Source organism: Janthinobacterium sp. SUN128 (assembly GCF_030587275.1).
Lineage (GTDB): Bacteria > Pseudomonadota > Gammaproteobacteria > Burkholderiales > Burkholderiaceae_D > Janthinobacterium > Janthinobacterium lividum.
Genome location: NZ_JAPWHY010000001.1, coordinates 4378835 through 4405581 on the forward strand (window position 1 = coordinate 4378835; position 26747 = coordinate 4405581).

The 26747-nt window shown below is 63.0% G+C and carries 26 protein-coding genes; 4 read left to right on the forward strand and 22 right to left on the reverse strand.

From position 1 onward, the window contains the following. Nucleotides 1-35: 35 nt before the first annotated feature. The 6 genes from astB to O3297_RS19800 form a co-directional block, all read right to left on the reverse strand. A complete protein-coding gene (gene astB, locus O3297_RS19775) occupies nt 36-1376 on the reverse strand; it encodes an N-succinylarginine dihydrolase (RefSeq protein WP_305049544.1) in 1341 nt (446 codons plus the stop codon). 20 nt (nt 1377-1396) lie between these two features. Continuing rightward, nucleotides 1397-2893, reverse strand: a complete 1497-nt coding sequence (gene astD, locus O3297_RS19780) for a succinylglutamate-semialdehyde dehydrogenase (RefSeq protein WP_305049545.1) — start codon at nt 2891-2893, stop codon at nt 1397-1399. Next, nucleotides 2886-3938 (reverse strand): arginine N-succinyltransferase, encoded by a 1053-nt coding sequence (astA, locus tag O3297_RS19785; RefSeq protein WP_070254776.1) that lies wholly within the window; start codon nt 3936-3938, stop codon nt 2886-2888. The genes astD and astA overlap by 8 nt, the downstream gene beginning before the upstream one ends. A 13-nt stretch (nt 3939-3951) precedes the next feature. Continuing rightward, complete coding sequence (locus O3297_RS19790; protein ID WP_034778925.1) at nt 3952-4983, reverse strand: arginine N-succinyltransferase; 1032 nt, start codon at nt 4981-4983, stop codon at nt 3952-3954. A 94-nt stretch (nt 4984-5077) separates the two neighbouring features. Further along, complete coding sequence (astC, locus tag O3297_RS19795) at nt 5078-6319, reverse strand: acetylornithine/succinylornithine family transaminase (RefSeq protein WP_151097447.1); 1242 nt, start codon at nt 6317-6319, stop codon at nt 5078-5080. Nucleotides 6320-6459: 140 nt separating this feature from the next. Continuing rightward, nucleotides 6460-7404: a GlxA family transcriptional regulator gene (locus O3297_RS19800; protein WP_099389242.1), complete on the reverse strand. Its 945-nt coding sequence runs from the start codon at nt 7402-7404 to the stop codon at nt 6460-6462. 131 nt (nt 7405-7535) lie between these two features. Between O3297_RS19800 and O3297_RS19805 the strand changes: the two genes are divergently transcribed. The 3 genes from O3297_RS19805 (at nt 7536) to O3297_RS19815 (ending at nt 9440) form a co-directional block, all read left to right on the forward strand. After that, nucleotides 7536-7970, forward strand: a complete 435-nt coding sequence (locus O3297_RS19805) for a MarR family transcriptional regulator (RefSeq protein WP_191909774.1) — start codon at nt 7536-7538, stop codon at nt 7968-7970. A 45-nt stretch (nt 7971-8015) separates the two neighbouring features. Beyond that, complete coding sequence (locus tag O3297_RS19810) at nt 8016-8300, forward strand: hypothetical protein (protein ID WP_034778933.1); 285 nt, start codon at nt 8016-8018, stop codon at nt 8298-8300. Nucleotides 8301-8591: 291 nt separating this feature from the next. Further along, nucleotides 8592-9440, forward strand: coding sequence for an HDOD domain-containing protein (locus O3297_RS19815; RefSeq protein ID WP_070254782.1), 849 nt, complete (start codon nt 8592-8594; stop codon nt 9438-9440). A 4-nt stretch (nt 9441-9444) separates the two neighbouring features. Here the strand turns inward: O3297_RS19815 and O3297_RS19820 are convergent, their stop codons facing one another. The 9 genes from O3297_RS19820 to queA all read right to left on the reverse strand — a co-directional run bounded on the left by O3297_RS19820 (nt 9445) and on the right by queA (nt 17833). Continuing rightward, entirely contained in the window at nt 9445-9612 is a 168-nt protein-coding gene (locus O3297_RS19820) for a hypothetical protein (protein ID WP_305049550.1), read from the reverse strand. 196 nt (nt 9613-9808) lie between these two features. Beyond that, entirely contained in the window at nt 9809-10435 is a 627-nt protein-coding gene (locus tag O3297_RS19825) for a glutathione S-transferase family protein (RefSeq protein ID WP_305049552.1), read from the reverse strand. 74 nt (nt 10436-10509) lie between these two features. Further along, nucleotides 10510-11211 carry a YafY family protein gene (locus O3297_RS19830; protein WP_305049554.1) on the reverse strand — a complete coding sequence of 234 codons (702 nt, stop codon included), beginning with the start codon at nt 11209-11211 and terminating at the stop codon, nt 10510-10512. Beyond that, a complete protein-coding gene (locus O3297_RS19835) occupies nt 11208-11957 on the reverse strand; it encodes a hypothetical protein (RefSeq protein ID WP_305049556.1) in 750 nt (249 codons plus the stop codon). Before O3297_RS19835 ends, O3297_RS19830 begins: the two co-directional genes overlap by 4 nt. A 74-nt stretch (nt 11958-12031) precedes the next feature. Beyond that, nucleotides 12032-13054: a protein translocase subunit SecF gene (gene secF, locus O3297_RS19840; protein WP_034778943.1), complete on the reverse strand. Its 1023-nt coding sequence runs from the start codon at nt 13052-13054 to the stop codon at nt 12032-12034. A gap of 90 nt (nt 13055-13144) precedes the next feature. Next, nucleotides 13145-15010 (reverse strand): protein translocase subunit SecD, encoded by a 1866-nt coding sequence (secD, locus tag O3297_RS19845; protein ID WP_034778946.1) that lies wholly within the window; start codon nt 15008-15010, stop codon nt 13145-13147. 97 nt (nt 15011-15107) lie between these two features. Then, nucleotides 15108-15440: a preprotein translocase subunit YajC gene (yajC, locus tag O3297_RS19850; protein WP_034778948.1), complete on the reverse strand. Its 333-nt coding sequence runs from the start codon at nt 15438-15440 to the stop codon at nt 15108-15110. 196 nt (nt 15441-15636) lie between these two features. Then, entirely contained in the window at nt 15637-16776 is a 1140-nt protein-coding gene (tgt, locus tag O3297_RS19855) for a tRNA guanosine(34) transglycosylase Tgt (protein ID WP_034745502.1), read from the reverse strand. Nucleotide 16777: 1 nt separating this feature from the next. Further along, nucleotides 16778-17833: a tRNA preQ1(34) S-adenosylmethionine ribosyltransferase-isomerase QueA gene (gene queA, locus O3297_RS19860; RefSeq protein WP_305049559.1), complete on the reverse strand. Its 1056-nt coding sequence runs from the start codon at nt 17831-17833 to the stop codon at nt 16778-16780. A gap of 178 nt (nt 17834-18011) precedes the next feature. Here queA and recG point away from each other — a divergent pair, with 178 nt between their 5' ends. Continuing rightward, nucleotides 18012-20114: an ATP-dependent DNA helicase RecG gene (gene recG, locus O3297_RS19865; protein ID WP_151097456.1), complete on the forward strand. Its 2103-nt coding sequence runs from the start codon at nt 18012-18014 to the stop codon at nt 20112-20114. A gap of 86 nt (nt 20115-20200) precedes the next feature. Here recG and O3297_RS19870 read toward each other — a convergent pair whose 3' ends face one another. The 7 genes from O3297_RS19870 to O3297_RS19900 all read right to left on the reverse strand — a co-directional run bounded on the left by O3297_RS19870 (nt 20201) and on the right by O3297_RS19900 (nt 26728). Continuing rightward, nucleotides 20201-20692: a transposase gene (locus O3297_RS19870; protein ID WP_305049560.1), complete on the reverse strand. Its 492-nt coding sequence runs from the start codon at nt 20690-20692 to the stop codon at nt 20201-20203. A gap of 205 nt (nt 20693-20897) precedes the next feature. Further along, nucleotides 20898-21023, reverse strand: coding sequence for a hypothetical protein (locus O3297_RS19875; RefSeq protein ID WP_257219282.1), 126 nt, complete (start codon nt 21021-21023; stop codon nt 20898-20900). Then, nucleotides 21023-22237 carry an MFS transporter gene (locus O3297_RS19880; protein WP_099395068.1) on the reverse strand — a complete coding sequence of 405 codons (1215 nt, stop codon included), beginning with the start codon at nt 22235-22237 and terminating at the stop codon, nt 21023-21025. The genes O3297_RS19875 and O3297_RS19880 overlap by 1 nt, the downstream gene beginning before the upstream one ends. Then, entirely contained in the window at nt 22234-23238 is a 1005-nt protein-coding gene (locus tag O3297_RS19885) for a Gfo/Idh/MocA family protein (RefSeq protein ID WP_305049563.1), read from the reverse strand. Before O3297_RS19885 ends, O3297_RS19880 begins: the two co-directional genes overlap by 4 nt. Nucleotide 23239: 1 nt before the next feature. Further along, nucleotides 23240-24058, reverse strand: coding sequence for a DUF3025 domain-containing protein (locus tag O3297_RS19890; protein WP_070254801.1), 819 nt, complete (start codon nt 24056-24058; stop codon nt 23240-23242). 7 nt (nt 24059-24065) lie between these two features. After that, a complete protein-coding gene (gene pyrC, locus O3297_RS19895; protein WP_099395070.1) occupies nt 24066-25130 on the reverse strand; it encodes a dihydroorotase in 1065 nt (354 codons plus the stop codon). Nucleotides 25131-25279: 149 nt separating this feature from the next. Beyond that, nucleotides 25280-26728, reverse strand: coding sequence for an amidohydrolase family protein (locus O3297_RS19900; RefSeq protein WP_305049564.1), 1449 nt, complete (start codon nt 26726-26728; stop codon nt 25280-25282). Nucleotides 26729-26747: the final 19 nt, after the last annotated feature.

Consider the following 26747-nt stretch of genomic DNA (forward strand, 5'->3'; position numbering starts at 1 on the left):
GTCTGTCTCGGATTTTCTGTGTGTTTTTCTATCGCCTACAAGTCGTACAATCCAGGTAAGTTGAGGATGATCGTCAATTCTTCAAGCGCCGCATGCACTTCCAGCGCCAGTTGCGGATCGGCCAGGTCGCCCGGCTCCAGATGGTCGCGGTAGTGTTTTTCCACCCACTGCACCAGCCGATGGTACAGCGTTTCCGTCATGATCACGCCCTGGTGCATGGCGCGCGCCTCGGTTTCCGTCAGGGCCACGCGCAAACGCAGGCAGGCGGGCCCGCCGCCGTTGCGCATGCTCTGGCGCAGGTCGAAATGTATCAGTTCATCGATGGGTCCACCGCTGGCCACCAGGCCTTCCAGGTAGCGCGACACGGCGCGGTTTTCCTGGCATTCCTGCGGTATCACCAGCGCCATCTTGCCGCCCTCTTTCGTCAGCAGCTGGCTGTTGAACAGATAGCTGGTCACCGCATCCTGGATCGGCACCTGGCCCGTGTCCACGCGCAGCGCATCCAGTTGCGCGCCCGTGGCGGCGACGGCGCGGCGCAGCTGCGACAGGCTTGCCTCTTCATCGGCAAACGCCTGCTCGTGATAGAACAGCACATTGCCATTGCCGACGGCGATGACGTCGTTATGGAACACGCCCTGGTCGATCACGTCCGGGTTCTGCTGCACGTACACGACGCGTTTCGCATCGAGGCCATGCAGGCGCGCCACGGCTTGCGACGCTTCCAGGGTCTGGCGCGCGGGATAGCGCTTCGGCGATGGCGCGGAAGGATCGAACTCCACCCGACCATACACGAACAATTCAACGGATGGCGCGCCGTGGCTTGCACCCAAACGCGTGTGGTTGGCCGCGCCCTCGTCGCCAAAGGCCGGCGTCGACGGCAGCGCATCGTGCACGGCGAAGTGCTTGTCGTCGCTGAAAATGGCGCGCAGGCTGCGCGCCGACTGCGCGTGCTCGAAGGCGCGGTGCAGCTTGTTATTCAGATTGGCGGCCGTGAAATGCACGCGGCCATCCTGCGTGTCCGTCGACGGGCTGACCGTGGCGGCGTTCGCCGTCCACATGGGCGAGGCGGAATACGCGCAGGCCAGGATCACGGGCGACTCCTTGTAGGCGCGCGCCAGCACTTCGGCGTCCGTGCCCGTGAAACCGATAGCGCGCAGCAGGCGGAAATTCGGCCGGTCCTGCGGCGGCAGCAAGGCTTGCGCAAAGCCGCGCGCGGCCAGGGCGCGCATCTTGGCCAGGCCCTGCAAGGCGGCCTGCTTCGGATTCGAAGCGCTTTTCACATTGCTGAACGAGGCCACGTTGCCGAACGAAAGTCCGGCATAGTTATGCGATGGCCCGACCAGGCCGTCAAAATTGTATTCGCGCGTGCTGTGCATGGAAGGCATGTCCTTAAAATTTAAAAACTCAGGCCGGGCGACAGCTTGGCCGGCATTTCCAGCGCGCTGTTCTCGATCGAAGCGACCGGGTAGGCGCAGTAATCGGCCGCGTAATAGGCGCTCGGACGGTGGTTGCCCGACTTGCCGATGCCGCCGAACGGCGCCGTGCTGGCCGCGCCCGTGGTCGGACGGTTCCAGTTGATGATGCCGGCGCGCGCGCGCGTCTGGAACGTTTGCCACAGGGCCGGATCGTCCGACAGGAGCGCCGCGGCCAGGCCGAATTCGGTGGCGTTGGCAACCTTCAGGGCCGCATCGAAATCGGCCACGCGGATCACCTGCAGCAGGGGGCCGAACCATTCTTCGTCGGGAATGCCGGTAGCAGCGGTAACGTCGACGATACCTGCCGTCACAAAACCCGCCTGCGGGTTGAGCTGGCGCATCTGCAGCAAGGTGGCGCCGCCCTTGGCGACCATGTCCGCCTGCGCCTGCACCAGGCGCGCGGCCACGACACTCGATACCACGGGACCCATGAACGGCTGCGGCTGCGCGTCGGAGGCGCCGATGCCCAGTTTCGCGGCTACTTCCACCAGGCGCGCGACGAAGGCAGACCCCGCAGCATTGTCCTGCACCACCAGGCGGCGCGCGCACGTGCAGCGCTGGCCGGCCGAGACAAAGGCGGAGAAGATCGCGTGGTGCACGGCCGCGTCGACATCCTTGACGTCCCATACGACCAGGGCATTGTTGCCGCCCATTTCCAGCGCCAGCATCTTGCCCGGCTGGCCGCCGAATTGGCGGTGCAGGCTGATGCCCGTCTGGCAGGAACCCGTAAACAGCACGCCGTCGAGGTGGGGATTGGCGCCCAGCGCCACGCCCGTGTCGCGCCCGCCGTTGACGAGGTTGACCACGCCATTTGGCAAGCCTGCCTGCTGCCACAGCTGCACGGTTTTGATGGCCGTGCGCGGCGCATATTCGCTGGGCTTGAAGACGATGGTGTTACCGGCGATCAGGGCCGGCACGATATGGCCATTCGGCAGGTGGCCAGGGAAATTGTACGGGCCGAAGACGCCGAACACGCCATGCGGACGGTGGCGCAGCACGGCGTCGCCATCGGCGATCTTGCTTTGCGTGATGCCCGTGCGCGCGTTGTACGACTGCACCGAGATATCGATCTTGTTGGCCATGGTGGCCACTTCCGTGCGCGACTCCCACAACGGCTTGCCCACTTCTTCCGAGATCAAGAGCGCCAGCGCTTCCGCATGTTCCTTCAGCAGTTCGCGAAAACGCACGCAGATGGCGATGCGTTCGTCGACGGGGGTGTCGGCCCACGCTTCAAAGGCGGCGCGGGCGGCCTGGCAAGCCTGTTCGACTTCCCGCTCCGTCGCTTCCAGGCTGGCCCAGGTCTGCTTGCCGTTCGACGGATCGATGGTGACCAGTTCGCGGCCCGTGCCTGGCAGCCAGGCGCCGTTGATGAAGTTCGATGCTGCGGTGGATGAATTAAGGTTCAACGATTTAGACATGGGGATGCTTCCTCGGGTTGAGTGACAAGGTGCGCACGGTGTCGCCGTGATGGCAGCGCAGCAGATGCAGTTCATCGTCATCGAGCGCGATCTTGCCGCTGTGCGGATTGGCGCTGGTGACGATCATGCGGAAATCTTTCAGGTCGGTGTTCGACACCAGATAAGGCTCGGCCTGGGCAACGTCGCCGCACACTTCAGGCGCTGCCTCGGCGTCGAGCACGGCCGGCATGCTGTCGCGCATGGCGCGCAGTTCGGACACGCGTGCCTGCAGCACGGGACCGGCGTCGAAAATGTCGACATAGCCTTCGAAGTGCAAGCCTTCCTGTTCCAGCAGGCGGCGCGCGGGTGCCGTGCTCAGATGCACCTTGCCGATGACTTCCTGCGCCTCGTCTGGCAGGTAGGCCACGTACATGGGCTGGCGCGGCATCAGTTCGGCGATGAACGATTTTTTACCGAGGCTCGTCAAGTCGTCGACGTGGTGGAAATCCATCTTGAAGAAGTGGCGGCCCAGGCCTTCGTAGAACGGCGAACTGCCGTCCGGCGCCTGGTAGCCGCGCATTTCCGCGATCAGCTTTTCCGTGAACAGCTGCGGGAACTGGGCGATGAACAGGAAACGGCTTTTCGACAGCAGCTTGCCGTTGTTGCCGCTGCGGTAATCGGGATGCAAAAACAGCGAGCACAGTTCCGTGCTGCCCGTCAGGTCGTTCGACAGGTACAGCGTCTCCATGCGCGTAAACACATCGAGCTCGCGGCTGGAATGGACCAGGGTGCCGATGCGGTAGTTATAGAACGGTTCTTCCAGGCCCACGGCGCCCTTGATGGCGCAGACGCCGGCCAGGCGGCCCGTATCCGTATCCTCCATGACGAACATGTAGTCGCGCTTTTCGGGCGGAATGGTTTCGGCGAACGAGGCGCAGGCGATGGCCAGGCGGTCGCCCAGCATTTTCATGTCCGGCTTGAGGGTGGTCATGCCGGTGCCGACTTGGCTGGCCAGGCCATACAGGGCATCGAGGTCATTGGCGTTGATGGCGCGTACTACTAGCATAAAATTAACTCCCTTAGATACGCACGCAAATGACGCTGTCGCCTTCGGCCACGGCCAGCGCCTCGAGCAGATCGGCCGGCAAGCCGACGCTGTCCTGCGCTTCGAGCGCATCGCAGGCAAAGGTGACGGCGCGGAAATTGCGCTCGGCGCCGGAAGCGACCGCATAATTGACTTTCAGGCCCGTGCGGCTGGGCGTGACGCCAGCGACGACGCGGCGCGTGAGCGAACCCGTAAACGAACGCAGCGCATGCTTGTGCGCCTGCAGGATCGGGCCGCCATCGAAGATGTCGATGTAATCGTCGGCTTCAAAACCTTCTTCCGTCAGCAAATTGAAAGCCAGTTCGCCGCTCGGGTGGATCTGGCCCATGGCCGCCTGCGCATCGCCGGGCAGCAGCGGCACGTAGACAGGGTAGTGCGGCATCAGTTCGACGATCAGGGTGCGGTTGCGCGCACCGCCGATGACTTTTTCGGCATCGAGGAAATCCATCTGGAAGAACTTGCGGCCCAGCGCATCCCAGAACGGCGACTGGCCGTTGGCGTCCGTGATGCCGGCCAGCGGCACGAAGAAGCGGTCGCCGAAGCGGTGCGGCGCCAGCACGGCGAACAGCAGCCGCGCGCGCGACAGCAGGGCCGCTTCCAGGCCCGCCTGCTCCATGTTGCGCACATAGAAACCGGACAGCTGCGAGTACGCCGTCAACTCGGAACACAGGGTCAGCGCATGCACGCTGTGGCTGATATTCAGGTCGCGCGAGACTTGCTGGATGACGTCGTTGCGGAAGGAAAAATAGGTGCCGTTCGAGCCGGCCGAGGCAAAGATGGCGGCCGTGCCGGCGATGCTCTTGTCGAGCAGGGATTCAAGCACGAAGAGATACGACTCTTCGCTGGGGATGTCGACATGGGCGGCAAACGAGGCGATGGAGCGCTCGACGGAGGCGGCGATTTTTTCGCGCGTCTTCGGCAGGGTATGGACACCCGGCATGGTTACCGCGGCCAGCGCTTCGAGGGCTGCAATATCCGCAATTTCTACCGGACGGACAACATACATGGGTACTCCTTCAATGCTGACGATGCTGGGGTAGAACCAAGCCGGCCCGCAGCAAAGCGGCGGGCCGGTGATCAAACAGGGAGCGAGGCTAGCCTCAGGCTTTCAGCATGCCATCGATGGCCACGCGCAGCAGACGGCCCGCTTCGGCAATCTGCTCGTCCGAGACGATCAGGGCCGGCGCCAGGCGCACCACGTCCATGCCGGCGATCAGCACCATCAAGCCTTGCGCTTCGGCCGCTTTCTGGATGTCTTTCGCGCGGCCTTTGTAGGCATCGGTGACTACCAGGCCCAGCAGCAAACCGCTGCCGCGCACGACGGAGAACACTTGCGGGTAATCCGTGATCAAGCCTTGCAGCATGGCGATGGTGTTGACGCTCGCTTCTTTCACACGCGCCAGGAACGCCGGCGTGTTGATCGTTTCCAGCACGGTCAAGGCCACGGTGGCGGCCAGCGGGTTGCCGCCGTAGGTGGTGCCGTGGGTGCCGACGGCCAGGGTCTGCGCCAGTTCATTCGTGGTCAGCATCGCGCCGATCGGGTAGCCGTTGCCCAACGCCTTGGCGGCCGTCAGGATGTCCGGCGTGACGCCGTAGCCCATGTAGGCGAACAACGCGCCAGTGCGACCCATGCCGCACTGGACTTCGTCGAAAATCAACAGGGCGCCCGTCTTGTCGCACAGGGCGCGCAATTCCTTGAGGAATTCCGGATTGCCCGGCACGACGCCGCCTTCGCCTTGTACCGGCTCGACGATCACGGCGCACACGTCATCGCCGATGGCGGCGCGCGCCGCTTCGATGTCGTTGTAGGCGATATGGTCGATCGATGGCGGCAGCGGCTCAAAGCCTTCCGTGTACTTGGCCTGGCCGCCGACGGAGACCGTAAACAGGGTACGGCCGTGGAAGGAGCTGAAGCACGAGATGATGCGCGACTTGTGCGCGCCAAACTTGGTGTGGGCGTACTTGCGCGCCAGTTTCAGGGCCGCTTCGTTGGCTTCCGCACCCGAGTTGCAGAAGAAGGCGCGGTCGGCGAAGGTCGCTTCCGTCAGGGCCAGCGCCAGGCGCAGGACAGGCTCGTTGGTATAGCCGTTGCCCAAATGCCACAAATTATTGATTTGCTTGGTCAGCACGTCGACCAGGGCCGGATGGCAGTGGCCCAGGCTGTTGACGGCGATGCCGGAGGTGAAATCGAGGTAATGCTTGCCTGACTGGTCCCACAGGTCCAGTCCGGAACCGCGCACGGGTACCATGGCAGCGGGAGCGTAGGTAGGAACGAGGACCTGGTCAAAGGTTTCCCGGGTGACTGGACGAGCCGTTACGGTCGAATCAAGCTTGGCATTCATAGCATTTCCCCATCAATATGTTAGGTACTCCGCAGCTACGACAGCTACGTGTGTACTGCATTATAAAAAGCGGGATGCTAAAACTCTTTTGAATCTGCGACAAGGATTTTCACAATTCATCACCGACGGGCTTGCCTGAATCAAGCCGGGGGCATGAGCTTTCTTTGCCGCTCTTCGCGCGGGGTATTGCCAAACAGGGTGCCAAAGGCCGTGGAAAAGTGCGAGCCGGAAGAAAAGCCGCACATCAGGCCTACTTGCACGATGGAATAATGTGTATCGAGCAATAGTTGCCGTGAGCGCTGCAGGCGCAATTCCAGGTAGTAACGCGACGGCAGGCTGCCCAGGTATTGCTTGAACAGCCGCTCGAGCTGGCGCCGTGACAGGCCCACCAGGCTGGCAATGTCGTCGGTCGACAGCGGTTCCTCGATATTGGCCTCCATCAAGGTCACCGCTTCGGACAATTTCGGCTGCAGCACGCCGAAGCGCGCCTGCAGGGCCACGCGCTGGCGCTCTTCCTTGCCGCGCACCTTGTCCACGCACAACGCTTCCTTGACGAGCGCCTGCACGTCGGCGCCAAAGATGGTTTCGATCAGGGTCAGCGAAAAGTCGATGCTGGCAGCCCCGCCGCAACACGTGATGTGCGGGCCGTCGATGTCGAACAGGTGCGGCGTCAGGATGGCCCGTTCCGCCTTGGCTTCCGCATCCGCGTACAGGGCCCACGGCAAGGCGATGCGCACGCCATCCATGACGCCCGCGTCGGCCAGCCACAGCACGGCCGCGCCCACGCCGCCCCAGAATGGCGCCGAGCGGCAGCGCTCGATCACGGCCCGGCACAGCTCGGCGCGCAGCGGCACTTCCGTTTCATCTGCCACCAGCAGCGCGATATGCCAGTTGCCGCCCTGCGCAGCCACCTGTTCCGGCGTGCGCACCTCCAGTTGCAGGGCGTCCGGCCCCAGCGCCCGCGCGCACAGGCGCAGCGGCTGCACCAGGCCGGACCAGGTGATCGACTCGGCATCGCCGGCATGGACCAGCAGCAAACGCAGCGGTTTGTCGAGGCCGATACGGGAAAGATTAGCGAAGGACATCGGCGAGGCGGGCCAGGGGCAAGGGCTGAGTTGCCCACATGATACCGGACTTCCGCCCCCTCCAGCCCCTCATGCAAGGACGCATCCTGACGCGGCGGAAAAAAGCGGGGCGGAAGGATATAATCACCCCCATGGGTGAACGATATTTAAAAAGTATCCGGCTGCTGGCCGAATGCATGCAAGGCTTCGAGCGGTTTTCTAGCGACTTCGTGCGCCAGTATGGCTTGACGCATGCGCAATTCGACATCATTGCCACGCTCGGCAACACCTGCGGCATGTCCTACAAGGAACTGGGCCAGAAAACCCTGATTACCAAGGGTACCTTGACGGGCGTGGTGGACCGGCTGGAACAGAAGGGGCTGGTGATACGCGAACGTTGTCCACGCGACAAGCGTTCCTATTACGTGCGCCTGAGCTGCGAGGGTGAACAGATGTTCCAGGACGTGTTCCCCAAGCTGACAAGGCAGGGCCAGCGCCTGTTCGACGGCTATACCGAAGACGATTTCATGCGGCTGGAAACCACCCTGGCGGGCTTGAAACACGCCATCGCCAACGGCCACGGCTGACCATTCACCAAGCACAGACATTCAAACAAGACAAAGGAAACCAAGTTGAAAACCTCACTGCTCGAAGGCAAAAAACCCGCTCATTTCGATAAACACATCATCGGCAACCTGCTGCTCAACGCCAGCACGCCGGAACTGGTGCGCCAGGAAAAACTGATCATCGGCGTGCGCAACGAAGACGGTGAAATCTACCGCCTGATCGGCGCCACCAAGCACAACAGCTTCATGAACGCCGTCGAGGAATTGTTCGACCTGGGCTTGACGGATGAGCTGGAAGACAGCGATGAACTCGTTGAAGGCTGCGACGCCATCTTCAGCGAATCCCTGTAGTAGCACTTGACAGTACCTGCTGCGCGGTGCGCTTTGCGGCCGGCGATGCTCACCGGCTCGGCGCCCCCGTACTAAAGTACGGTTGCGCTTCTCGCGCCACAAATCCCATCCGCTCGCGATGGTCCTGTCCAGCGCCGTGACGAACGCTGTCGTTAGAAAAAAGGCATGCCACCCATATAGGAGCATGCCTTTTTCCGTTTACGGGGCTTTGCTTGCCTTTTGCTCGGCTGTTTGCGAAAAGATCACGGTTAAAAAGTTCCGCACGGAAATATTGCGAGTATAATTTTTTCAATGAACAGACTCGACGCCTTTAAAAGCATCGCCGCACAAGCCGCTCGTGGCGAGCTGACCTTTCCTGCCAATGTGGACGCTTCGCTCAAGCTGCAAGAGGCGCTGGCCGATCCCGACTGCCATATCGAGGCCGCCGCCAAGCTGGTGCAGGCCGACCCGCTGCTGGCCGCGCGCACGGTGGCTATCGCCAATTCCGTGGCGTTCAACCGTTCCGGCAATGAAATCACCAGCGTGCGCAACGCCGTGCAGCGGCTCGGCGTACGCACCCTGCAGTCGGTGGTGGCATCGCTGATCGTGCGCCAGCTGGGCAGCACCATTACCGATCCCGTGCTGCAAGCGAAGGCCAACCAGCTGTGGGAACATACGGCCCACGTGGCGGCCCTGTCGCAAGTGCTGGCCCGCCGCGTCACCAGGGTGGACCCTGATACGGCCCTGTTTGCCGGCATCATGCATGAAGTGGGCGGGTTTTATCTGCTGTCGCGCGCGGCCGAATTCCCCGGCATCCTCGACGGCGAACCGGAGGACTGGGTCGAACATGGCGAACAGGCGATCGGCCATGGCGTCCTGACCAAACTGAAGGTGCCGGAAGCGGTGATGGGGGCCATCGATGCGCTGTGGGAAGGTCTGCGCGCCATCCCGCCCGAATCGCTGGGCGACACCCTGCTGCTGGCGAATGACCTGGCGCCCGTCTCTTCGCCCCTCAACGAAAGCCCGGCCGCCATCGCCGTGCGCGCCGCCCGGGCCGCCGGCAGCATCGATTGCGTGATCGGCGACGATGCGACCTTGTCGAGCATCATGGAAGAATCGGACGATGAAGTGCAGTCGCTGCTGAAGGTGCTGGTGCACTAAGTAACTAGCCTGCAGGCTTCTTCTTGCTCACTGGCGGAGGTGCCGCCGGCTTGGGCGTATCGACGATCAGCACATGCTTGTCCATGGCCGGCGTTCCCTGCTTTTGCTGGGCGACTTGCGTGGCAACCGCCTTGGTACTCAACAGGGGTTGCGGATGGCGTGGCATGAACATGACTTACCTGCTGGCAGTGGGATAGGCCCCATATGTGCAGCAAGTATCAAATTATCAAGCCACCTTCAAACGCCGGACAAAAAAAACCCGCTCGAAAGCGGGTAAAGTCCAAAGCTAGGGATGTCCTGAAAGAGACAGCCCTATCTTAAGCGGTGCGCCGTGCCGGCTCCGTGCGCTGGCACACTTAGCGCGCACATTAGCCCGGCAAGAGCTCCACCTCCGTTTCCTGCCAGGCGCGCAGCTGCCGCACGCGGGCAAACCACGCCTGGATGTGCTGATACTGCGCCATTGGCAGCCGCACGGCCTCGCTGTACATCAGCGGCGCGGCCACGGCAAAATCGGCCAGGGTCACATCGTCTCCGCTGATCCAGCTGCGCCCCGCCAGGTGCGCGTCCAGCACCACGGCGCATTCATGCAGGTCGCGCTCGCCGCGCGCCTCTTCCAGAGGGTCCGCCGGACCATTGCCCGTCATGCCTTTCCAGGCCCGTTCCCAGGCCAGCACGCTGATGGCAGGCGCGAAATGCTGCGCGGCCCAGAACAGCCAACGGTTGACGTCGGCGCGGGCTTGCGGCGCCTGCGGATAAATCGTCTGGCCCGGCACCTGCTCGGCCAGGTATTGCATGATGGCGCACGATTCCCACAGCAGGAAAGCGCCATCGGCCAGCACGGGCACCTTGCCGTTCGGGTTCAGCTCGGCCAGGCGGCGGCGGTCGTCCGCATTCATCAGGTCGACTTCCGCCAGTTCCAGAGGCAAGCCGAGGTGGATCGCCGTCATCAGGGCACGGCGGGCATTTGAGGACATGGGGTGGTGGTACAGACGCATGATGGATGGCTCCGGTGAGTGAAGAAGCCACCATCGTAGGCCCAGGCACTGACAGTTTTTGTCAGGAGCGCAAATCAGGATTCAGGATCGATATCATGCGCCTTGCGCCAGGCCTCCAGCAGCACATGGCGCCGCGTGGGATAGCGCTCCTCATGCTGCTGCACGCTGGCGATGCGGTCGATGCGGAAATGCCGGTAGTCGCCGCGCAGCTCGCACCAGGCGGCCAGCAGGCGCTTGCCTTCGAAAAAGGCCAGGGCAAACGGCCACACCGTGCGCGAGGTGGCGCTGCCATGCTCATCCTGATAGGCAAGCGTGAGCTTCTGTTCGTAGCGGATCGCCTCGCGCACGGGCTGCACGTAACGGTCGGCCGGCTGCGTACCGTCGGCGGGACGCCCCAGCGGCACCCACAAGCTGGTCTCGGCCATGCTGTCGCGCAAATCGCGCGGCGAGGCGGCCGCGATCTTGGCCAGGGCATTGCTGGCCGCCTGCGCCAGGCCCGCATCGCCCTGCCGGCGCACCCAGCGCGCGCCCAGCACCAGTGCTTCCAGTTCATCGGCGCCGAACATCAGCGGCGGCAGGAAGGCGCCGCGGCGCAGCACATAGCCGATGCCGGCTTCGCCCTGCAAGGGCGCGCCCAGTTCGGCCAGGGTCTGAATATCGCGGTAGATCGTGCGCTCGGAAACACCCAGCTGCTGCGCCAGCTGGGCTGCCGTGACGGGCACGCGCCTGGCGCGCATCGCGTCCATCAACTGGAACAAACGGCCGCTGCGGCTCATGGACAGGCCTGCAAGCCCTGGTCGCCCATGACGAGGGCCGACAGGGCCGGCACGTACAGATAGCCGTCGGGCGCCAGGCGTGTCGCGCGCGTCCCCTCGTCCACGCCGGCGATGGCGTAGCAGCGCTGCAGCCGGGCGGCGGCCGGCCACCAGTAGACGGCCGCCTCCTGGTCGGGAAAGCGCAGGCGTACGCTATCGGCCTGCATTGCCACTTGCCGGAAGTCGCGGTAAAAGGCGGGGACAATGCCCAGCTCCGCGGCAAATGCCGCCTCCAGCGCCGCCGTCTGCGCCAACTGGGCCGCCAGCACGGCCGTTTCGCTGTCCAGGTCCTCGGCCGCCACGCCCGCTTCAACCAGGCTGCGCCGCATGTTTGCCCGGTTCGCCTGCGCGCGCAGGAAGGCTGATTCCTGCAGCGCCAGCACGGCATCGGCCGGAATGTGCTTGCGGCGCGCGGCCGGGAAGACATACAGCGCGCAGCTGCCCGCGCACACGGTGTCGATGGCGATATCGAGTTGCAGCTGGCTCACCAGGCGACCCAGCTGCATCGCCGCCAGCGGATCGCCGGCGTCGCTATTCACGCGCAACAGCGTCATACCCGGCGCGGCCAGCAGCCGCAGCTTGTCCACGTCGCCCTCGGCAATCGGGCCGCGCATGGCGATGCTGTCACTGCCACTGCGGCTGAAATCGGCGGCGCCGGCCAACGCCGTCACGCCCGCCATCACACCTGCCCATAAAAAACGCTTCATCATCATCCGCCATAAAAAAAACGACCACCGCAAACGGTGATCGTTCTTCATTCGACCTGCAAAAAAACCTGCGCTTACACCACGGCGCCGTCGGTTTCGTCCTTTTCCTTGACCGGCTTGATCAAGTCTTCGCGCTTGACGCCCAGCCACATGGCGATCGAGGCCGCGACGAACACGGACGAGTAAATACCGAAGCAGATACCGATGGTCAGCGCCAGTGCGAAATGGTGCAGGGTCTGGCCGCCGAAGACCAGCATCGACAACACCATCATCTGGGTGGAACCGTGGGTGATGATGGTACGCGAAATGGTGCTGGTGATCGCACTGTCGATCACTTCATGCACGGTTGCCTTGCGCTGCTTGCGGAAGTTTTCGCGGATACGGTCAAAGATCACCACCGATTCGTTGACCGAGTAGCCGAGCACCGCCAGGATCGCCGCCAGTACCGTCAGCGAGAATTCCCACTGGAAGAAGGCGAAGAAGCCCAGAATGATCACCACGTCATGCAAGTTGGCGATAATGGCCGAGACAGCGTATTTCCACTCGAAGCGGATAGCCAGGTAGATCATCACGCCCAGAATCACCATCACCAGCGCGTTCAAGCCATTCTGTGCCAGTTCCTCGCCCACTTGCGGGCCGACGAATTCGACTTTCTGCAAGACGACCGCTTCGCTGCCGGCCGCGTCCATACAGGCGCTCTTGATGACGTGTTCACCCTTTTCGGTGACGGTATCGATACCCTTGGTCGTGCCTTGCTCGGCCTTGCACAAGGCTTCAAACACGCGCTGCGAGGTGTTCGCGGCGCTGACGCCATTTTCCACCGGCAGGCGGATCATCACGTCGCGCGCCGTATCGAAGCTGGTCACGCCCGGCTCTTCGTAGCCCATGCCGATCAGGGTGCCGCGTATGCCTTCAAGGTTGGCCGCCTTCGGGTACTTCACCTCCATCAGGGTGCCGCCCTTGAATTCCACGGACAGGTGCAAGCCCTTGTGCACCAGGAAGAAGACGGCGGCAAGGAAGGTCACCGCCGAAATCACGTTGAAAATCAACGCATGGCGCATGAAGGGAATATCTTTTTTGATCCGGAAAAATTCCATGAAATCCTCTGAGTTCTATTCTGTGCGTCCGGCGGCTGTGCCACCGGACGCTATCGCTGTTGACGCTATTGGGTAAGGCTGGGCCGTCGCTTATTTGCTGGTGCCCGGCACCCACACCGTGCCGATCGACAAGGTCGTCAGCTTTTTCTTGCGGCCATACCAGAGGTTGACCACGCCGCGCGACACGAACACGGAGGAGAACATCGAGGTCAGAATACCCAGGCAATGCACAACAGCGAAGCCGCGCACGGGACCGCTGCCGAAGGCCAGCAGTGCCAGGCCGACGATCAGGGTGGTCACGTTCGAGTCGAGAATCGTGGCCCAGGCGCGGTCGAAGCCGGCAGCGATCGCCGCTTGCGGCGTATTGCCGGCGCGCAGCTCTTCGCGGATACGTTCATTGATCAGCACGTTGGCGTCAATCGCCATACCCAGCGCCAGCGCGATCGCGGCGATACCTGGCAGTGTCAGGGTCACCTGGATCATCGACAGCAAGCCGATCAGCAACAGCAGGTTGGCGGCCAGGGCCAGCACGCTGAAGGCGCCGAACAGCATGTAGTAGGCGATCATGAAGATGGCGATGGCGATGAAGCCGTACAAGGTCGAGTGGAAGCCCTTGGCGATGTTTTCCGCACCCAGCTGCGGCCCGATCGTGCGTTCTTCGATGACGGTCATCGGTGCGGACAGGGCACCCGAGCGCAGCAGCAGCGCCAGTTCATTCGCGTTTTCCGCGCCGCCCATGCCGGTGATCTGGAAGCGCGAACCGAGTTCCTGCTGGATGGTCGCGACCGACAGCACTTCCGGCTTGCCCTTTTCAAACAGCACGATGGCCATGCGCTTGCCCACGCGTTCGCGCGTCGCTTCGCGCATCTTGCGGCCGCCGTCGCCGTTCAGGTCGATCGACACGGCCGCTTGCTGGTTCTGGTCGAAGCTGGCCGTGGCGCTGGAGATATAGTCGCCCGTCAGGATCACGTCCTTCGCCAGCACGACAGGAACACCCTTGCCAACCGTAAACAGTTCCGAGTTGAATGGAATAGCGCTCGACAGTTCGGTGCCAGGCACGATGGTTTCATCGACCAGGCGCACTTCCAGGGTCGCCGTGCGGCCGATGATGGCTTTAGCGCGGGCCACGTCCTGCACGCCAGGCAATTGCACCACGATGCGGTCAGGACCTTGTTGCTGGATCAGCGGCTCGGCCACGCCCAGCTCATTGACGCGCTTGGACAGGGTCGAGATATTCTGTTTCACGCCTTCGTCGATGGTTGCCTTCAGGGCCGCCGGCTTCAGGGTGATGTTCAGTTTCAGGTCGCTGCCTTCGCCCGCATCGGCGAACGCCAGCTCCGTCATCTGGTCGGACAATACATTCTTTGCCTTCAGGCGTGTTTCCGCGTCGCGGAAGTTGATCTGCACGCTGTCGCCCACGCGCTCGATGCCGGCGTGGCGGATATTCTTGTCGCGCAACACGCTACGCGCGGCGGACTGGACGCCCTGGACTTTCTTGTTCAGTACGGCTTTCGCATCGACCTGCATGAGGAAGTGCACGCCACCGCGCAAGTCCAGGCCCAGGAACATGGGCAAGGCATGCAGTTTCTGCATCCACATCGGCGTATTGGCTTGCAGATTGACCGTCACGATGAACGCGGGATCGGTGGAATCAGGATTGAGATCCTTTTCCAGCACCAGCTTTGCCTTGAACTGGGTATCGGGATCGGCAAAACGCACGCGCACGGAGGCCAGGTTGCCGGCGCCATCCATGGTGACACCTTCCGACTTGACGTTCTCTTTCGTCAATATTTGCTCGACTTGCGTCATCAGATCGCCCGTCACTTTGACGGTCGACTTGCCGCTGGTTACTTGCAGCGCCGGTGATTCACCGAAATAATTGGGCGCCGTATAGAGTGCGCCCAGCAATAAGGCGACGACGATGATGATGTATTTCCAGGCAGGATAGCGATTCATAGTGATTCAGCGTTCAGTGTTGAGCGTCGGAGGCGTCCCGAGGGGCGGCCGATAGCCGCCCCGGGTCTATCATTGCCGAAGCAATGACAGCGAGGAATTACAGTGCCTTCAGGGTGCCTTTAGGCAGCAAGGTGGTAATGGAACTCTTTTGCACCGTGACTTCGGTGCCGGTCGCCACTTCGATGGTGACGTAAGCGTCCACTACCTTGACAACACGGCCCAGCATGCCGCCGGCGGTGACGACTTCGTCACCCTTGGCCAGCGCGTCCATCATCGCCCGTTGTTCTTTGGCGCGTTTTTGCTGTGGGCGGATCATCAGGAAATACATGACCACGAACATCAATACCAGCGGCAGGAAGCTGGTCAGGTTGCCGCCGAGGCCCAGGGCTTCGGTTGGGGCTTGCGCATAAGCGTTGGAAATGAAAAACACGGTGACTCCAGTTCTAATCAGTTTGAAAAAATAGCGCTGTATTCTAGCATTGGCTATACGTCATAACCCGAATTGCAGCCATGGCAACTTTAAATGGGGCTAAAAAAGCATTATGCAATGCTTTATCGCCCCAGTCCAAGCACCAATACACAAAACTTCCGGCCATGCTGCCGCCAGCCATCAAGCTAAGCTTTTCTTAAGTTCCGCGTGCGCGTTCCGCATGGAATTGCAGGGTAAACGCGTGGAAACGGTCTTCGTCCAGCGCCTCGCGCATCTGGCGCATCAAGTCCAGATAATAATGCAGGTTGTGGATGGTATTGAGGCGCGCGCCGAGGATTTCCTTGGAGCGGTGCAAATGGTGCAGGTAGGCACGCGAGAAATTGCGGCAGGCGTAGCAGCTGCAGGTCTCGTCGAGCGGCGCCTGGTCTTCCTTGTACTTGGCGTTCTTGATCTTGATGTCGCCAAAACGGGTGAACAGCCAGCCATTGCGGGCGTTACGCGTCGGCATGACGCAATCGAACATGTCGATGCCGTTCGACACGCCCGCCACCAGGTCTTCCGGCGTGCCCACGCCCATCAGGTAATGCGGCTTGTTGGCCGGCAGGCGCGGGCCCACGTGGGCCAACATGCGCATCATGTCTTCCTTCGGTTCGCCGACGGACAGGCCGCCGATGGCGATGCCGGGGAAATCGATCTCTTCCAGCTTGGCCAGGGACTCGTCGCGCAGCATCTCGAACATGCCGCCCTGCACGATGCCGAACAGCGCATTCGGGTTTTCACCGCGGTGGAACTCGTCCTTCGAGCGCTGCGCCCAGCGCAGCGACATGCGCATGGACTTGGCCGCTTCCTCGATGGTGGCCGGGCGACCCTGGATTTCGTACGGCGTGCATTCGTCGAACTGCATGACGATGTCGGAATTCAGCACGCGCTGCACCTGCATCGACACTTCGGGCGAGAGGAACAGTTTATCGCCGTTGATGGGCGAATTGAAATGCACGCCCTCTTCCGTGATCTTGCGCATGGCGCCCAGCGAAAACACCTGGAAGCCGCCCGAATCCGTCAGGATCGGCTTGTTCCAGCCCATGAAACCATGCAAGCCGCCGAATTTCTCCATGACGGTGTTGCCAGGACGCAACCACAGGTGAAACGTGTTGCCCAGGATGATCTGCGCATCGATCTCGTTGAGTTCCAGCGGCGACATGGCTTTTACGGAGCCGTAAGTGCCCACTGGCATGAAGATCGGCGTCTGCACTACGCCATGGTTGAGTTTCAAGGTGCCGCGGCGTGCCTTGGTCAGGCCGCTCGTGTCGGTCTTGAGTAATGTAAATTCCAGCATGTCAGTCTTTCACGGGAGTATCAAGGTTCAGCGCAGCGCGCGATTGCGTGGTGAGCAGCATCGCATCGCCATAGCTGAAGAAACGGTAGTTCTGCGCGATCGCATGCGCATAGGCGCTGCGGATCGGCTCATAGCCGGCAAAGGCCGACACCAGCATCAGCAGGGTCGATTTCGGCAAATGGAAGTTGGTGATCAAACGCGTCACCGTCTTGAAGGCATAACCGGGCGTGATGAACAGGGCCGTATCGGCGCTGCCCGCCACCAGCTGGCCGCTTTGCGAGGCCGACTCCAGCGCGCGCAGGCTGGTCGTGCCGACGGCGACCACGTCGCGCCCGGCAAGTTGGGCGGCGCGCACGGCGTCGACGGTTTCCTGCGGCATGGTGTACCACTCGGTATGCATCTTGTGTTCGGCCAACACCTCGGTGCGCACGGGCTGGAAGGTGCCGGCGCCCACGTGCAGGGTCACATAGGCAAAGTTGACGCCCTTGTCCTTCAGCTGGTCGAGCAGGGCCTGGTCGAAATGCAGGCCGGCCGTCGGCGCGGCGACAGCGCCGGGGACCTTGTTGAACACGGTCTGGTAGCGCGTCTCGTCGAATTCGTCCGCATCGTGTTCGATATACGGCGGCAGCGGCAAGCGGCCATGCGCCTCGATCAGCTCGAACACGTCGGCCTCGAAGTGCAAAGTAAAAAATTCGCCGGCGCGCTGGCCCACCGTCACATCGAAGGCATCGGCCAGGCGGATGCGGCAGCCGGGCGGCGGCGACTTCGACGCGCGCACCTGGGCCAGCACGGTGCGGTCATCGAGCACGCGCTCGACGAGCGCCTCGATCTTGCCGCCGCTTTCCTTGACGCCAAAGAAGCGCGCTTTGAGCACGCGCGTATCGTTCATCACCAGCAGGTCGCCCGCCTGCAACAGCCCGACGATGTCGGCGAATTGACGGTCGACCAGAGCGTCGCCGTCCAGATGCAACAGGCGCGAGGCGCTGCGCTCGGCCAACGGAGTTTGCGCAATGTTTTCTTGCGGCAAATTAAAATCGAAATCGGAAAGCGAATACATGCGTTTTGCTTCAAAAGTACATCAAAAATGATTAGGAGTGCGCAATGGAACATCTGGCACTATACTGTGCGCCTATACAGGCATTACAATAATCCGCCGCAACAATTTACAACTGCGGTACGCACAGGGTGTGCCGGACAACCCTCTATTTTACGCTAGCGGCACAAAAATCTCCGATATGTCCGAACCCAAGCCCGATCTTCCTCCCGCAGCCAAGCCGGCCGCGAAGCCGAAAGCCGTCAAAAAAGTGGTCAGCACGGAAAGCCGGCTGGCCAAACTGGGCTTGCGCACGGATATGGACCTGGTGCTGCACCTGCCGATGCGCTACGAGGACGAAACCAAGGTCTACACGATACGCGACGCCTGCCTGCGCGGCGGCGAGTCGTGGCAAGTGGAAGGCGTCGTCACCAAGTGCGAAGTCAATTTCAAGCCGCGCAAGCAATTGCTGGTGACGATCGCCGACGAAACGGGCAATTTGCTGCTGCGCTTCATGAATTTCTACGGCAGCCAGGTCAAGCAGCTGGCCGAAGGCACGCGGGTACGCGCGCGCGCCGAACTCAAACACGGCTTCTTCGGCGCCGAGATGGTGCACCCGACGTACAAGGTGGTCAACGAAGGCGCGCCGCTGCCCACTGCCCTGACTCCCGTGTATCCGTCCGGCGAAGGGCTGTCGCAGCACGTCTTGCGGCGCGAAATCGCCGACGCCATGCGCCGCATCGACTGGCAGGATACCTTGCCCGATCACCTGCTGCGCGAGATGCAGCTGTCGCCGTTCCGCGCCGCCGTGCACCTGCTGCACTATCCGCCGCAGGACATCGATGAAAGCGCGCTGATGGACCGCTCGCATCCGGCCTGGGTGCGCATGAAGTTCGATGAACTGCTGGCGCAGCAGCTGTCGCTGAAACGCGCCCAGCGCGCGCGCCGCTCGAAAGGCGCCGCTTCCCTGCCCATCGTCGGCACGCTGTCGGATGCCTTTGGCGCCGCCCTGCCCTTCAAGCTGACGGGCGCGCAGGCCCGCGTGCTCGAGGAAATCCGCGCCGACCTGCGCCAGCCGTATCCCATGCAGCGCCTGCTGCAAGGGGACGTCGGCAGCGGCAAGACGGTGGTGGCGGCGTTGTCCGCCACGCAAGCCATCGACAGCGGCTACCAGGCAGCGCTGATGGCGCCCACGGAGATTCTGGCCGAACAGCACTTCCGCAAGATCGCCGCCTGGATGGAGCCGCTGGGCGTGAAGGTGGCCTGGCTGACAGGCAGCCTGAAGAAAAAGGAAAAGACGGCGGCACTGGCCCTGATCGAATCGGGCGAAGCGCAGCTGGTGATCGGCACGCATGCGCTGATCCAGGATAACGTGCTGTTTGCCAAACTTGGCCTGGTCATCGTCGACGAGCAGCACCGCTTCGGCGTGGGCCAGCGCCTGACCCTGCGCAACAAGGGCGACAGCGCGGCCGTGCCGCACCAGTTGATGATGTCGGCCACGCCCATCCCGCGCACCCTGGCCATGACCTATTACGCCGACCTGGAAGTGTCGGTGATCGACGAACTGCCGCCGGGACGCAGTCCCATCGTCACGCGCGCCATCGACCAGAACCGGCGCGACGAAGTCATCGCCCGCGTGTATGCGGCCGCGCTGGAGGGCCGGCAGGTGTACTGGGTCTGCCCCCTGATCGAAGAATCGGAAGCACTGCAGCTGCAGACAGCCACCGACACCTACATGATGCTTGCCGAAGCCTTGCCCGCGCTGCAGGTGGGCCTCGTGCACGGACGTTTGAAACCGGCGGAAAAGCAGGAGGTGATGGACGCCTTCATTGCCGGCCATATCCACGTGCTGGTGGCCACCACCGTCATCGAAGTGGGCGTCGACGTGCCGAACGCCTCGCTGATGGTGATCGAGCACGCCGAGCGTTTTGGCTTGTCGCAGCTGCACCAGCTGCGCGGCCGCGTGGGACGCGGCACGGCCGCCAGCGTCTGCCTGCTGCTGTATCAGGGCCCCTTGGGCGGCGTGGCGCGCCAGCGTTTGATGACCATGCGCGAAACGACGGACGGTTTTGAAATCGCCCGCCGCGACCTGGAAATCCGCGGCCCCGGCGAGTTTCTTGGTGCGCGCCAGTCCGGCCAGGCCATGCTGCGCTTCGCCGACCTGGAAACGGATCAATGGCTGGTCGATCAGGCGCGCGACGTGGCGCACGACCTGCTGCATGCCACCACGGCGGCTGCCGCGACCACCGTGGAAGCGCATCTGGCGCGCTGGCTGGGTGGGAAAGAGGAATTCCTGAAGGTGTAAATCGGGTATTGTCGGATTACGCACATACGTAAACGGTAGGTCGGATTAGGCCGCAGGCCGTAATCCGACAACATTGTTGGCTTCGTTCACTCCCGCCCTACACCGGCCACGTCCACACCATCCCCGCCCCAATCCGCGGCACACCATTCCAACGCCACGTAACGGTGAAAACTGGAATGCGGCCAATCCATGACCTTGCTCACAAGCCCATGCTTGACAGGGTTGTAATGGATGTAATCGACATGCTTGGCAAAGTCTCGCGCATCGCGCAAGACGTGTTCCCAATACCGCTGCTGCCAGACATTTTCAAGATCGCTGTGCTTGCTGAACCATGTCTTGATCAGCCTCCAGCGCGTCATGAAATCAGCATCACTATCTGGCAAGGTCCAGATGCAGTGCAGATGATCGGGCAGGATGACGATGGCGTCGATATTGAATGGCCGCTTATGGCGTACGGTGCGGAAAGCGTCCCGCAGAGAATCCACGGCAGTTGCCGAAGCAAAGACGGGCCGGCGGTGTGCCGTCACCACCGTGAAGAAAAAGCTGCCGCCTGGCTGGAATGCGCGTCGGTATCGCATAGTTTCATGGGTGTTGTCGGATTACGGCCTTGCGGCCTAATCGCTATGGCTTTTCCTGGTTCCCGGTGTTGTCGGATTACGGCCTTGCGGCCTAATCCGACCTACGCTCATATGCGGCGGCGGGACGGGTAGGTCGGATTGGCGTGGCGTAATCCGACTTCCAGCATAATCCGGCTTTTCGCAATCTACCTTGCGCCCGCGCAGCCTACATGCACATCCAGAAGCGGTTCGCCAGGTCAAGCATGAAGTCTGGCCGCAGATAGGCCAGGAAGACGATGGCCAGCAGCGCGGCGCCCAACAGGCGCCACAGCCATGTGCGCCAGCTGGCCATTATGCGGCCACCGCCGCGCGCTTGACGGCGCGCTCGTCGATGGGCAGGTTGATCAGCGCGGCCAGCAAGCCCAGGCCGATGGTGATCATCCACACGACGTGGTAACTGCCCTGGTGCTCGTACAGATAGCCGCCCAGCCACGCACCGAGGAAACTGCCCACCTGGTGCGAGAAGAACACCATCCCGGCCAGCATCGACAAGTGCTTCACGCCGAAGATCCCGGCGATGATGCCGTTCGTCAGCGGCACGGTCGACAGCCACAGCACGCCCATGGCGGCGGCGAACAGGTACACGGACCACGCCGACAATGGGGCCAGCAGGAAGATGGTGATGACCACGGCGCGCGTCACGTAGATGGCCGACAGCAGATAGCGCTTGGCGATTTTCCCGCCGAATTTTCCCGCGTAGTAGGAGCCGACGATGTTGAACAGGCCGATCAGCGCCAGCGCCGTGACGGCGATGTTCGGATTCATCAGGCCCTGATCCTTCAGGTAGGCCGGCAAGTGCACGCCGATGAAGACCAGCTGGAAACCACAGACAAAATACCCTGCCAGCAGCAGCCAGAACGAGCGGCTGGCGATGGCTTCGCTGAAGGCGGCGCCAACGCTTTGCTGCGGGCCGCTGGCGTGCGAGACGGGCGGCTCGCGCAGATAGAAGGCCATCGGGATCATCGCCAGCAGCACCAGCGCGGCCAGCACATAAAAGGCGTTTTGCCAGCCCACGGCGGAAATCAGTTGCTGCTCGACCGGCATCATGAGGAACTGGCCGAACGAGCCGGCCGCCGACGAAATGCCGAAGGCCCATGAGCGCTGCTCGGGCGGCGCGCTGCGGCCGATGATGCCGCTGATGGCGCCAAAGGCCGTGCAGGCCAGCGCCAGGCCGATGAGGATGCCCGAGCCGACGATGAACAGGGTCGGCTGCGTCACGAGCGCCATCCACACGAGGCCCGCCATGTAGCTGATGGCACCGATAATGACGACGCGCATGGTGCCGAAACGGTCGGCCGCCATGCCGGCGAACGGGCCGAAGACGCCCCACATCAGGTTTTGCATGGCCAGCGCCAGCGAATACGTTTCGCGCGTCCAGCCATTGGCTTGCGAGATCGGCTGCATCCAGAAGCCCAGGCCGTGGCGCACGCCCATCGCCAGGGTCAGGACGACGCCGCTGGCGATGAGGACAGTTTTCAGGCTGGGACGGGATGAGTGCAATGTCATGGAGTTCCTGATGACGCCTGGTCGGCGCTGTAGACGAGGCCTATCTGGCCGCGCATGGTGTCAAGGTTGTGCATCAGCGCCACGCTGTCGGCGTGCGGCATGACAGGGCTTTCCAGCAGGCCGGCGCGGATGCAGCGCATCGCTTCGATGGCCTCGTGCGCGTAGCCATTGCCCAGGTGCGGCGCGGCGACGACGCGGCGTTCGCCATCCATTGCTTCGACGATCAGATGATCGGGCTTGTAAAAACGGTTGGGCAGGCGGATGCGGCCCAGGCTTCCGGAAATGGTCATTTCCGTCGGCGTTTGCGCGCGCAGGCTGCAGGCGCAGGACGAGGTGCCGCCGCCCGCGTGGCGCAGCGAAAACACCACCTGCTCATCGACGCCGGTGGCGCCCAGCTCGGCCAGCGCCTGCACCCGCGATACGGGCCCGAGGAAGAAGGCTGCCATCGACAGCGGGTAGATGCCCACGTCGAGCAGTGCGCCGCCGCCGAGTGCGGGATTGAACATGCGGTGCTCGGGCGGGAAATTGGCGACAAAGCCGATATCGGCCTGCACCTGCTGCAGCACGCCGATTTCGCCGCTGGCGATGATGCGCTGCGCTTCCTGCACGGCGGGCAGGAAACGGCTCCACATGGCTTCCATCAAGAACAGTTTTTTGTCGCGCGCCATGTTGATCACGGCCTGCGCTTCGCGCGCGTTCATGGTGAATGGTTTTTCGCACACGACGTGCTTGCCGGCGGCCAGGCACATCAGGGCATTTTCCGCATGCAGGGTGTGCGGCGTGGCGATGTAGATCACGTCCACACCCGCGTCGTCGGCCAGTGCCTGGTAGGAGCCGTGGCAGTGTGCGATGCCGAATTCGGCGCCAAACGCCTGTGCTCCAGCCTCGCTGCGCGAGGCGACCGCCACCAGTTGCGCACCGGGCGCATCGCGCAAGCCATTGGCCATCGCGCGGGCGATCTTTCCGGTACCGAGGATGCCCCAGCGGACGGTATTTTCCATGCTATTGATCTCTTTCTGCGCCAGCCACCTTGCGCTTCGGGCGGAACACCGCCGCGTCATTGTAAAAGTCGTCGTCCTGGCCTTCGCACCAGCCGGGCAAACCGAGCACGGGCAGCGGCGTGAAGTCCGCCGTGGTGAGGCCTTGTTGCGCCAGGTCTTGCGCCACCCGCTCGTCGAGCCAGGCGCGCCGTGCCGCATCGTCGAGCGCAAAGTAGGCGTCGCCGGCGAAGATCACGCGCGTGTGCGCCGTGATGGCCTTGCGCGGCGCCACCAGTTTTTCCATCAGCGCATGGCCGAACAGCCAGATATCGGCGTCGCCGCCCGCGCCAAACCTGTCGCGCTGCGCGATAAACGCGCTGCGCCAGTCATGCCCGCGCAACGCCGCTTCCAGCATGCGCCCCGCATCGCTGTCGCGCAGCACCAGCAAGGCGGAATTTTCGTCAAAAATCGTCGCGCCATCGCGCGCGGGACCGCGCGATTTGCCGACGCCGGACAGGGCGATCTGCGCCGCCTGCAGCGCATTCAATTGCCGCTTGATGCGCGGGAACGTGAGCCACACGAGCGCGTTGAAAAAATCGTGCAGATTGTCGCGCGTGGGCACGCCGCCCGTCGCGCCGATGAACTCCTCGTAGGCCACGCCTTCGGGCAGGTCCGCTTGTGGCACGAAGGCCAGCGGCAAGCCGGACGGATTGCGCAAGTCCAGCGCCCTCGCCCGTCCGTTCAGCGCGGCGATCACCGTGTCGCGCTGCAGGTCCAGCTGCCGTCGCGCCGGCAGCACCGTGGCAAACCAGGGGCGGCTCCAGTCTATCGATGGCAGCATGGAGTGATTACACCATTTTCCAGTTGATCTGCTCGCCCGCGTTGAGCGGAATCACGTGGCTGTCGCCCAGCGGCAGCGACGCCGGCAAGGTCCAGCTTTCGCGCTTCAGGGTAATGGTGTCCGTGTTGCGCGGCACGCCATAGAAAGCCGGGCCGTGGAAGCTGGCAAACGCTTCCAGCTTGTCGAGCGCGCCGGCCCGCTCGAACGCTTCCGCATACATTTCCATTGCGTGCAGGGCCGTGTAGCAGCCGGCGCAGCCACAGGCCATTTCCTTGGCGCCTTGCGCGTGCGGCGCCGAATCGGTGCCGAGGAAGAAGCGCTCGTCGCCGCTGGCGGCGGCCGTCATCAGGGCCAGGCGATGCTCTTCGCGCTTGAGGATAGGCAGACAGTAGTAATGGGGACGGATGCCGCCCTTGAAAATCTCGTTGCGGTTGTACAGCAGATGGTGCGCCGTGATGGTGGCGGCGATCGGGCCTTCCGCTTCGGCCACGTACTGCGCCGCATCCTTGGTGGTGATGTGCTCGAACACGACGGACAGGGCCGGGAAGGCGCTGCGCAGCGGACGCATCACGCGCTCGATGAAGACGGCTTCGCGGTCGAAAATGTCGATTTCCGGGTCCGTCACTTCGCCGTGCACGAGGAAGGGCATGCCCACTTCCTGCATCACTTCGAGCACCTTGTAGCAATTCTTCAAATCCGTCACGCCCAGGTCGGAATTCGTCGTGGCGCCAGCCGGATACAATTTGACGGCCTGCACGATGCCACTATCTTGCGCGCGGCGGATTTCGTCGGGCGAGGTGTTGTTCGTCAGGTACAGCACCATCAGCGGATCGAAGTTCACGCCTTGCGGCACGGCGGCCAGGATGCGCTCGCGGTAGGCGCTAGCATCGGCCGTGGTGGTGACGGGCGGTTTCAGGTTCGGCATGACGATGGCGCGGCCGAACTGACGCGCGCTGTGCGGCAGCACGCTGGCCATGACGGCGCCGTCGCGCAGGTGCAAATGCCAGTCGTCAGGACGGGTGATGGTGATGGAAGATGGAACGGCGGCTGGGGTGTGATCGAGTGTGGACATGGCGGCTGCTCTCAGGCGGTCATTGCGGATAGCGCCATTTTACCAGCCGCGGGGCGGCTTCGCAGTCAATGGACGCCTGCGCCTGCTGCCTGCCTGACAACAAAACGGCCGGTATCACCCGGCCGCTTGCGGCATCAGAACGAAGAACATCAGGACTTGGCCGGCGCCGTCTCCTGTTTGGCCACCCAGGCGCGAATATCGGCCAGCATCCGGTCCAGCGCGGCGCGGTCGTACACGTGGCCGCGGCTGACCACCAGGCGGATCTGGCGCGTGGCGCCGATGTCCTGCAGCGGGTTCGCGTCGAGCACCAGCAGGTCGGCCGCCTTGCCGGCCGCCACGCTGCCGTAGCGATTCAGCTTGCCCAGGAAGCGGGGTCCGTTGATGACGGCCGATTGCAAGGCTTGCTGCGGCGTCAGTCCATACTGCACGTACAGGCCGATTTCATCGTGCAGGGCCTGGCCAGGATAGTCGAAGGAATTCAAGAATCCCGCATCGGTGCCGGCGATGATGCTCATGCCCTGCTGCTGCAAAATCGGCAGCAGCTTGGCCGATTGCTCGAACTGCGCATGGCGCTGGGCGATGGCTTCCGGGCCATCCTTGGCGGCGCGCTGCACGCGCCAGTCGTAGGTGGCGCGCAAGCCCTTGCCGATGTATTGCAGGGCCGGATCGTGCGTGTGGTCTTCACGGTCCAGGTAGGCCGTCACGCGCGAACCCCACAGGGTCGGCACGATGGCCGTGCCGCGCGCGGCCAGATAGCTGAAGGCCTTGCGCGCCGTCGGCTCGTCGTAGCTTTGCAAGCTCTCGCGCATGGCTTCCTTGCCCGTCATCGCGCCGGCGGCCACCTTGGCCGTCAGCTCCTGCTCGCGCGGCGTGGTGGCGCGCAGCAAATACGATTGATGTTCGATCGTGCCCAGCCCCGCATCGGCCATCTGCCCCAATGTCAGCTGCACGGGGATATGGCCCGAAGTGCGCATGCCCCGTTCGCGCGCCTGGCGCAGCGCTTCCAGGTACAGCTCCGGTTTCAGGGTATTTTCCGTGATCTTCACGAAGTCCACCTGCTGCGCCTGCAGGCCGTCCAACGCGCGCGTGACTTCCTGCGGCGTGCCCACTTCGATGGTGCCCTTCCACAGCGGCTTGATGCCTTCCAGTTTCGCGCCAGAGGTAAAAATCGTCGGGCCTTGCAGCTGGCCCGCATTGATCTGCCGGCGCCACGCCAGCACCGTATCGGGCAAGTCGCCCGAGCAATCGCGCACCGTGGTGATGCCATGCGCCAGGTACAAAGGCAGCAGCTGCTTGTTCTCGTCGATCAGCTCGGGGCCGCCGCCAAAATGCACGTGCGTGTCCCACAGGCCCGGCATCAGGTACTTGCCGGGCAGGCGGATGGTCTGCTTCGGCGCGTAGCTGCGCAGCTGCGCGTCATCGACGACGGCGACGATGCTGTCGCCCTTGAGCAGCACGGTCTTGCCGCTGACGGTGCTGCCGACGGCAACGTCGATCAGGGTGGCGTCGCGCAGGGCGATGTCGACGGCGATTCTGTCTGCCGCGTGGGCATGGGCAAGCAGGCCCAGCGCCAGCATGGCGCCGGCTATTTGTTTCATGTCAGGCATTCGTACTCAA

Bases quoted from the DNA above. Each gene is read 5' to 3' on its own strand.
- astC (WP_151097447.1), bottom strand. From the start codon at position 6,319: ATGAATGCCAAGCTTGATTCGACCGTAACGGCTCGTCCAGTCACCCGG.
- O3297_RS19825 (WP_305049552.1), bottom strand. From the start codon at position 10,435: ATGCGTCTGTACCACCACCCCATGTCCTCAAATGCCCGCCGTGCCCTG.
- O3297_RS19885 (WP_305049563.1), bottom strand. From the start codon at position 23,238: ATGGAAAATACCGTCCGCTGGGGCATCCTCGGTACCGGAAAGATCGCC.
- pyrC (WP_099395070.1), bottom strand. From the start codon at position 25,130: ATGTCCACACTCGATCACACCCCAGCCGCCGTTCCATCTTCCATCACC.
- O3297_RS19835 (WP_305049556.1), bottom strand. From the start codon at position 11,957: ATGAAGCGTTTTTTATGGGCAGGTGTGATGGCGGGCGTGACGGCGTTG.
- O3297_RS19870 (WP_305049560.1), bottom strand. From the start codon at position 20,692: ATGCGATACCGACGCGCATTCCAGCCAGGCGGCAGCTTTTTCTTCACG.
- O3297_RS19790 (WP_034778925.1), bottom strand. From the start codon at position 4,983: ATGTATGTTGTCCGTCCGGTAGAAATTGCGGATATTGCAGCCCTCGAA.
- O3297_RS19900 (WP_305049564.1), bottom strand. From the start codon at position 26,728: ATGAAACAAATAGCCGGCGCCATGCTGGCGCTGGGCCTGCTTGCCCAT.
- O3297_RS19830 (WP_305049554.1), bottom strand. From the start codon at position 11,211: ATGAGCCGCAGCGGCCGTTTGTTCCAGTTGATGGACGCGATGCGCGCC.
- secF (WP_034778943.1), bottom strand. From the start codon at position 13,054: ATGGAATTTTTCCGGATCAAAAAAGATATTCCCTTCATGCGCCATGCG.
- O3297_RS19820 (WP_305049550.1), bottom strand. From the start codon at position 9,612: ATGTTCATGCCACGCCATCCGCAACCCCTGTTGAGTACCAAGGCGGTT.
- O3297_RS19815 (WP_070254782.1), top strand. From the start codon at position 8,592: ATGAACAGACTCGACGCCTTTAAAAGCATCGCCGCACAAGCCGCTCGT.
- O3297_RS19805 (WP_191909774.1), top strand. From the start codon at position 7,536: ATGGGTGAACGATATTTAAAAAGTATCCGGCTGCTGGCCGAATGCATG.
- O3297_RS19875 (WP_257219282.1), bottom strand. From the start codon at position 21,023: ATGGCCAGCTGGCGCACATGGCTGTGGCGCCTGTTGGGCGCCGCGCTG.
- O3297_RS19890 (WP_070254801.1), bottom strand. From the start codon at position 24,058: ATGCTGCCATCGATAGACTGGAGCCGCCCCTGGTTTGCCACGGTGCTG.
- astA (WP_070254776.1), bottom strand. From the start codon at position 3,938: ATGCTAGTAGTACGCGCCATCAACGCCAATGACCTCGATGCCCTGTAT.
- recG (WP_151097456.1), top strand. From the start codon at position 18,012: ATGTCCGAACCCAAGCCCGATCTTCCTCCCGCAGCCAAGCCGGCCGCG.
- queA (WP_305049559.1), bottom strand. From the start codon at position 17,833: ATGTATTCGCTTTCCGATTTCGATTTTAATTTGCCGCAAGAAAACATT.
- secD (WP_034778946.1), bottom strand. From the start codon at position 15,010: ATGAATCGCTATCCTGCCTGGAAATACATCATCATCGTCGTCGCCTTA.
- tgt (WP_034745502.1), bottom strand. From the start codon at position 16,776: ATGCTGGAATTTACATTACTCAAGACCGACACGAGCGGCCTGACCAAG.
- astD (WP_305049545.1), bottom strand. From the start codon at position 2,893: ATGTCTAAATCGTTGAACCTTAATTCATCCACCGCAGCATCGAACTTC.
- astB (WP_305049544.1), bottom strand. From the start codon at position 1,376: ATGCACAGCACGCGCGAATACAATTTTGACGGCCTGGTCGGGCCATCG.
- O3297_RS19800 (WP_099389242.1), bottom strand. From the start codon at position 7,404: ATGTCCTTCGCTAATCTTTCCCGTATCGGCCTCGACAAACCGCTGCGT.
- O3297_RS19880 (WP_099395068.1), bottom strand. From the start codon at position 22,237: ATGACATTGCACTCATCCCGTCCCAGCCTGAAAACTGTCCTCATCGCC.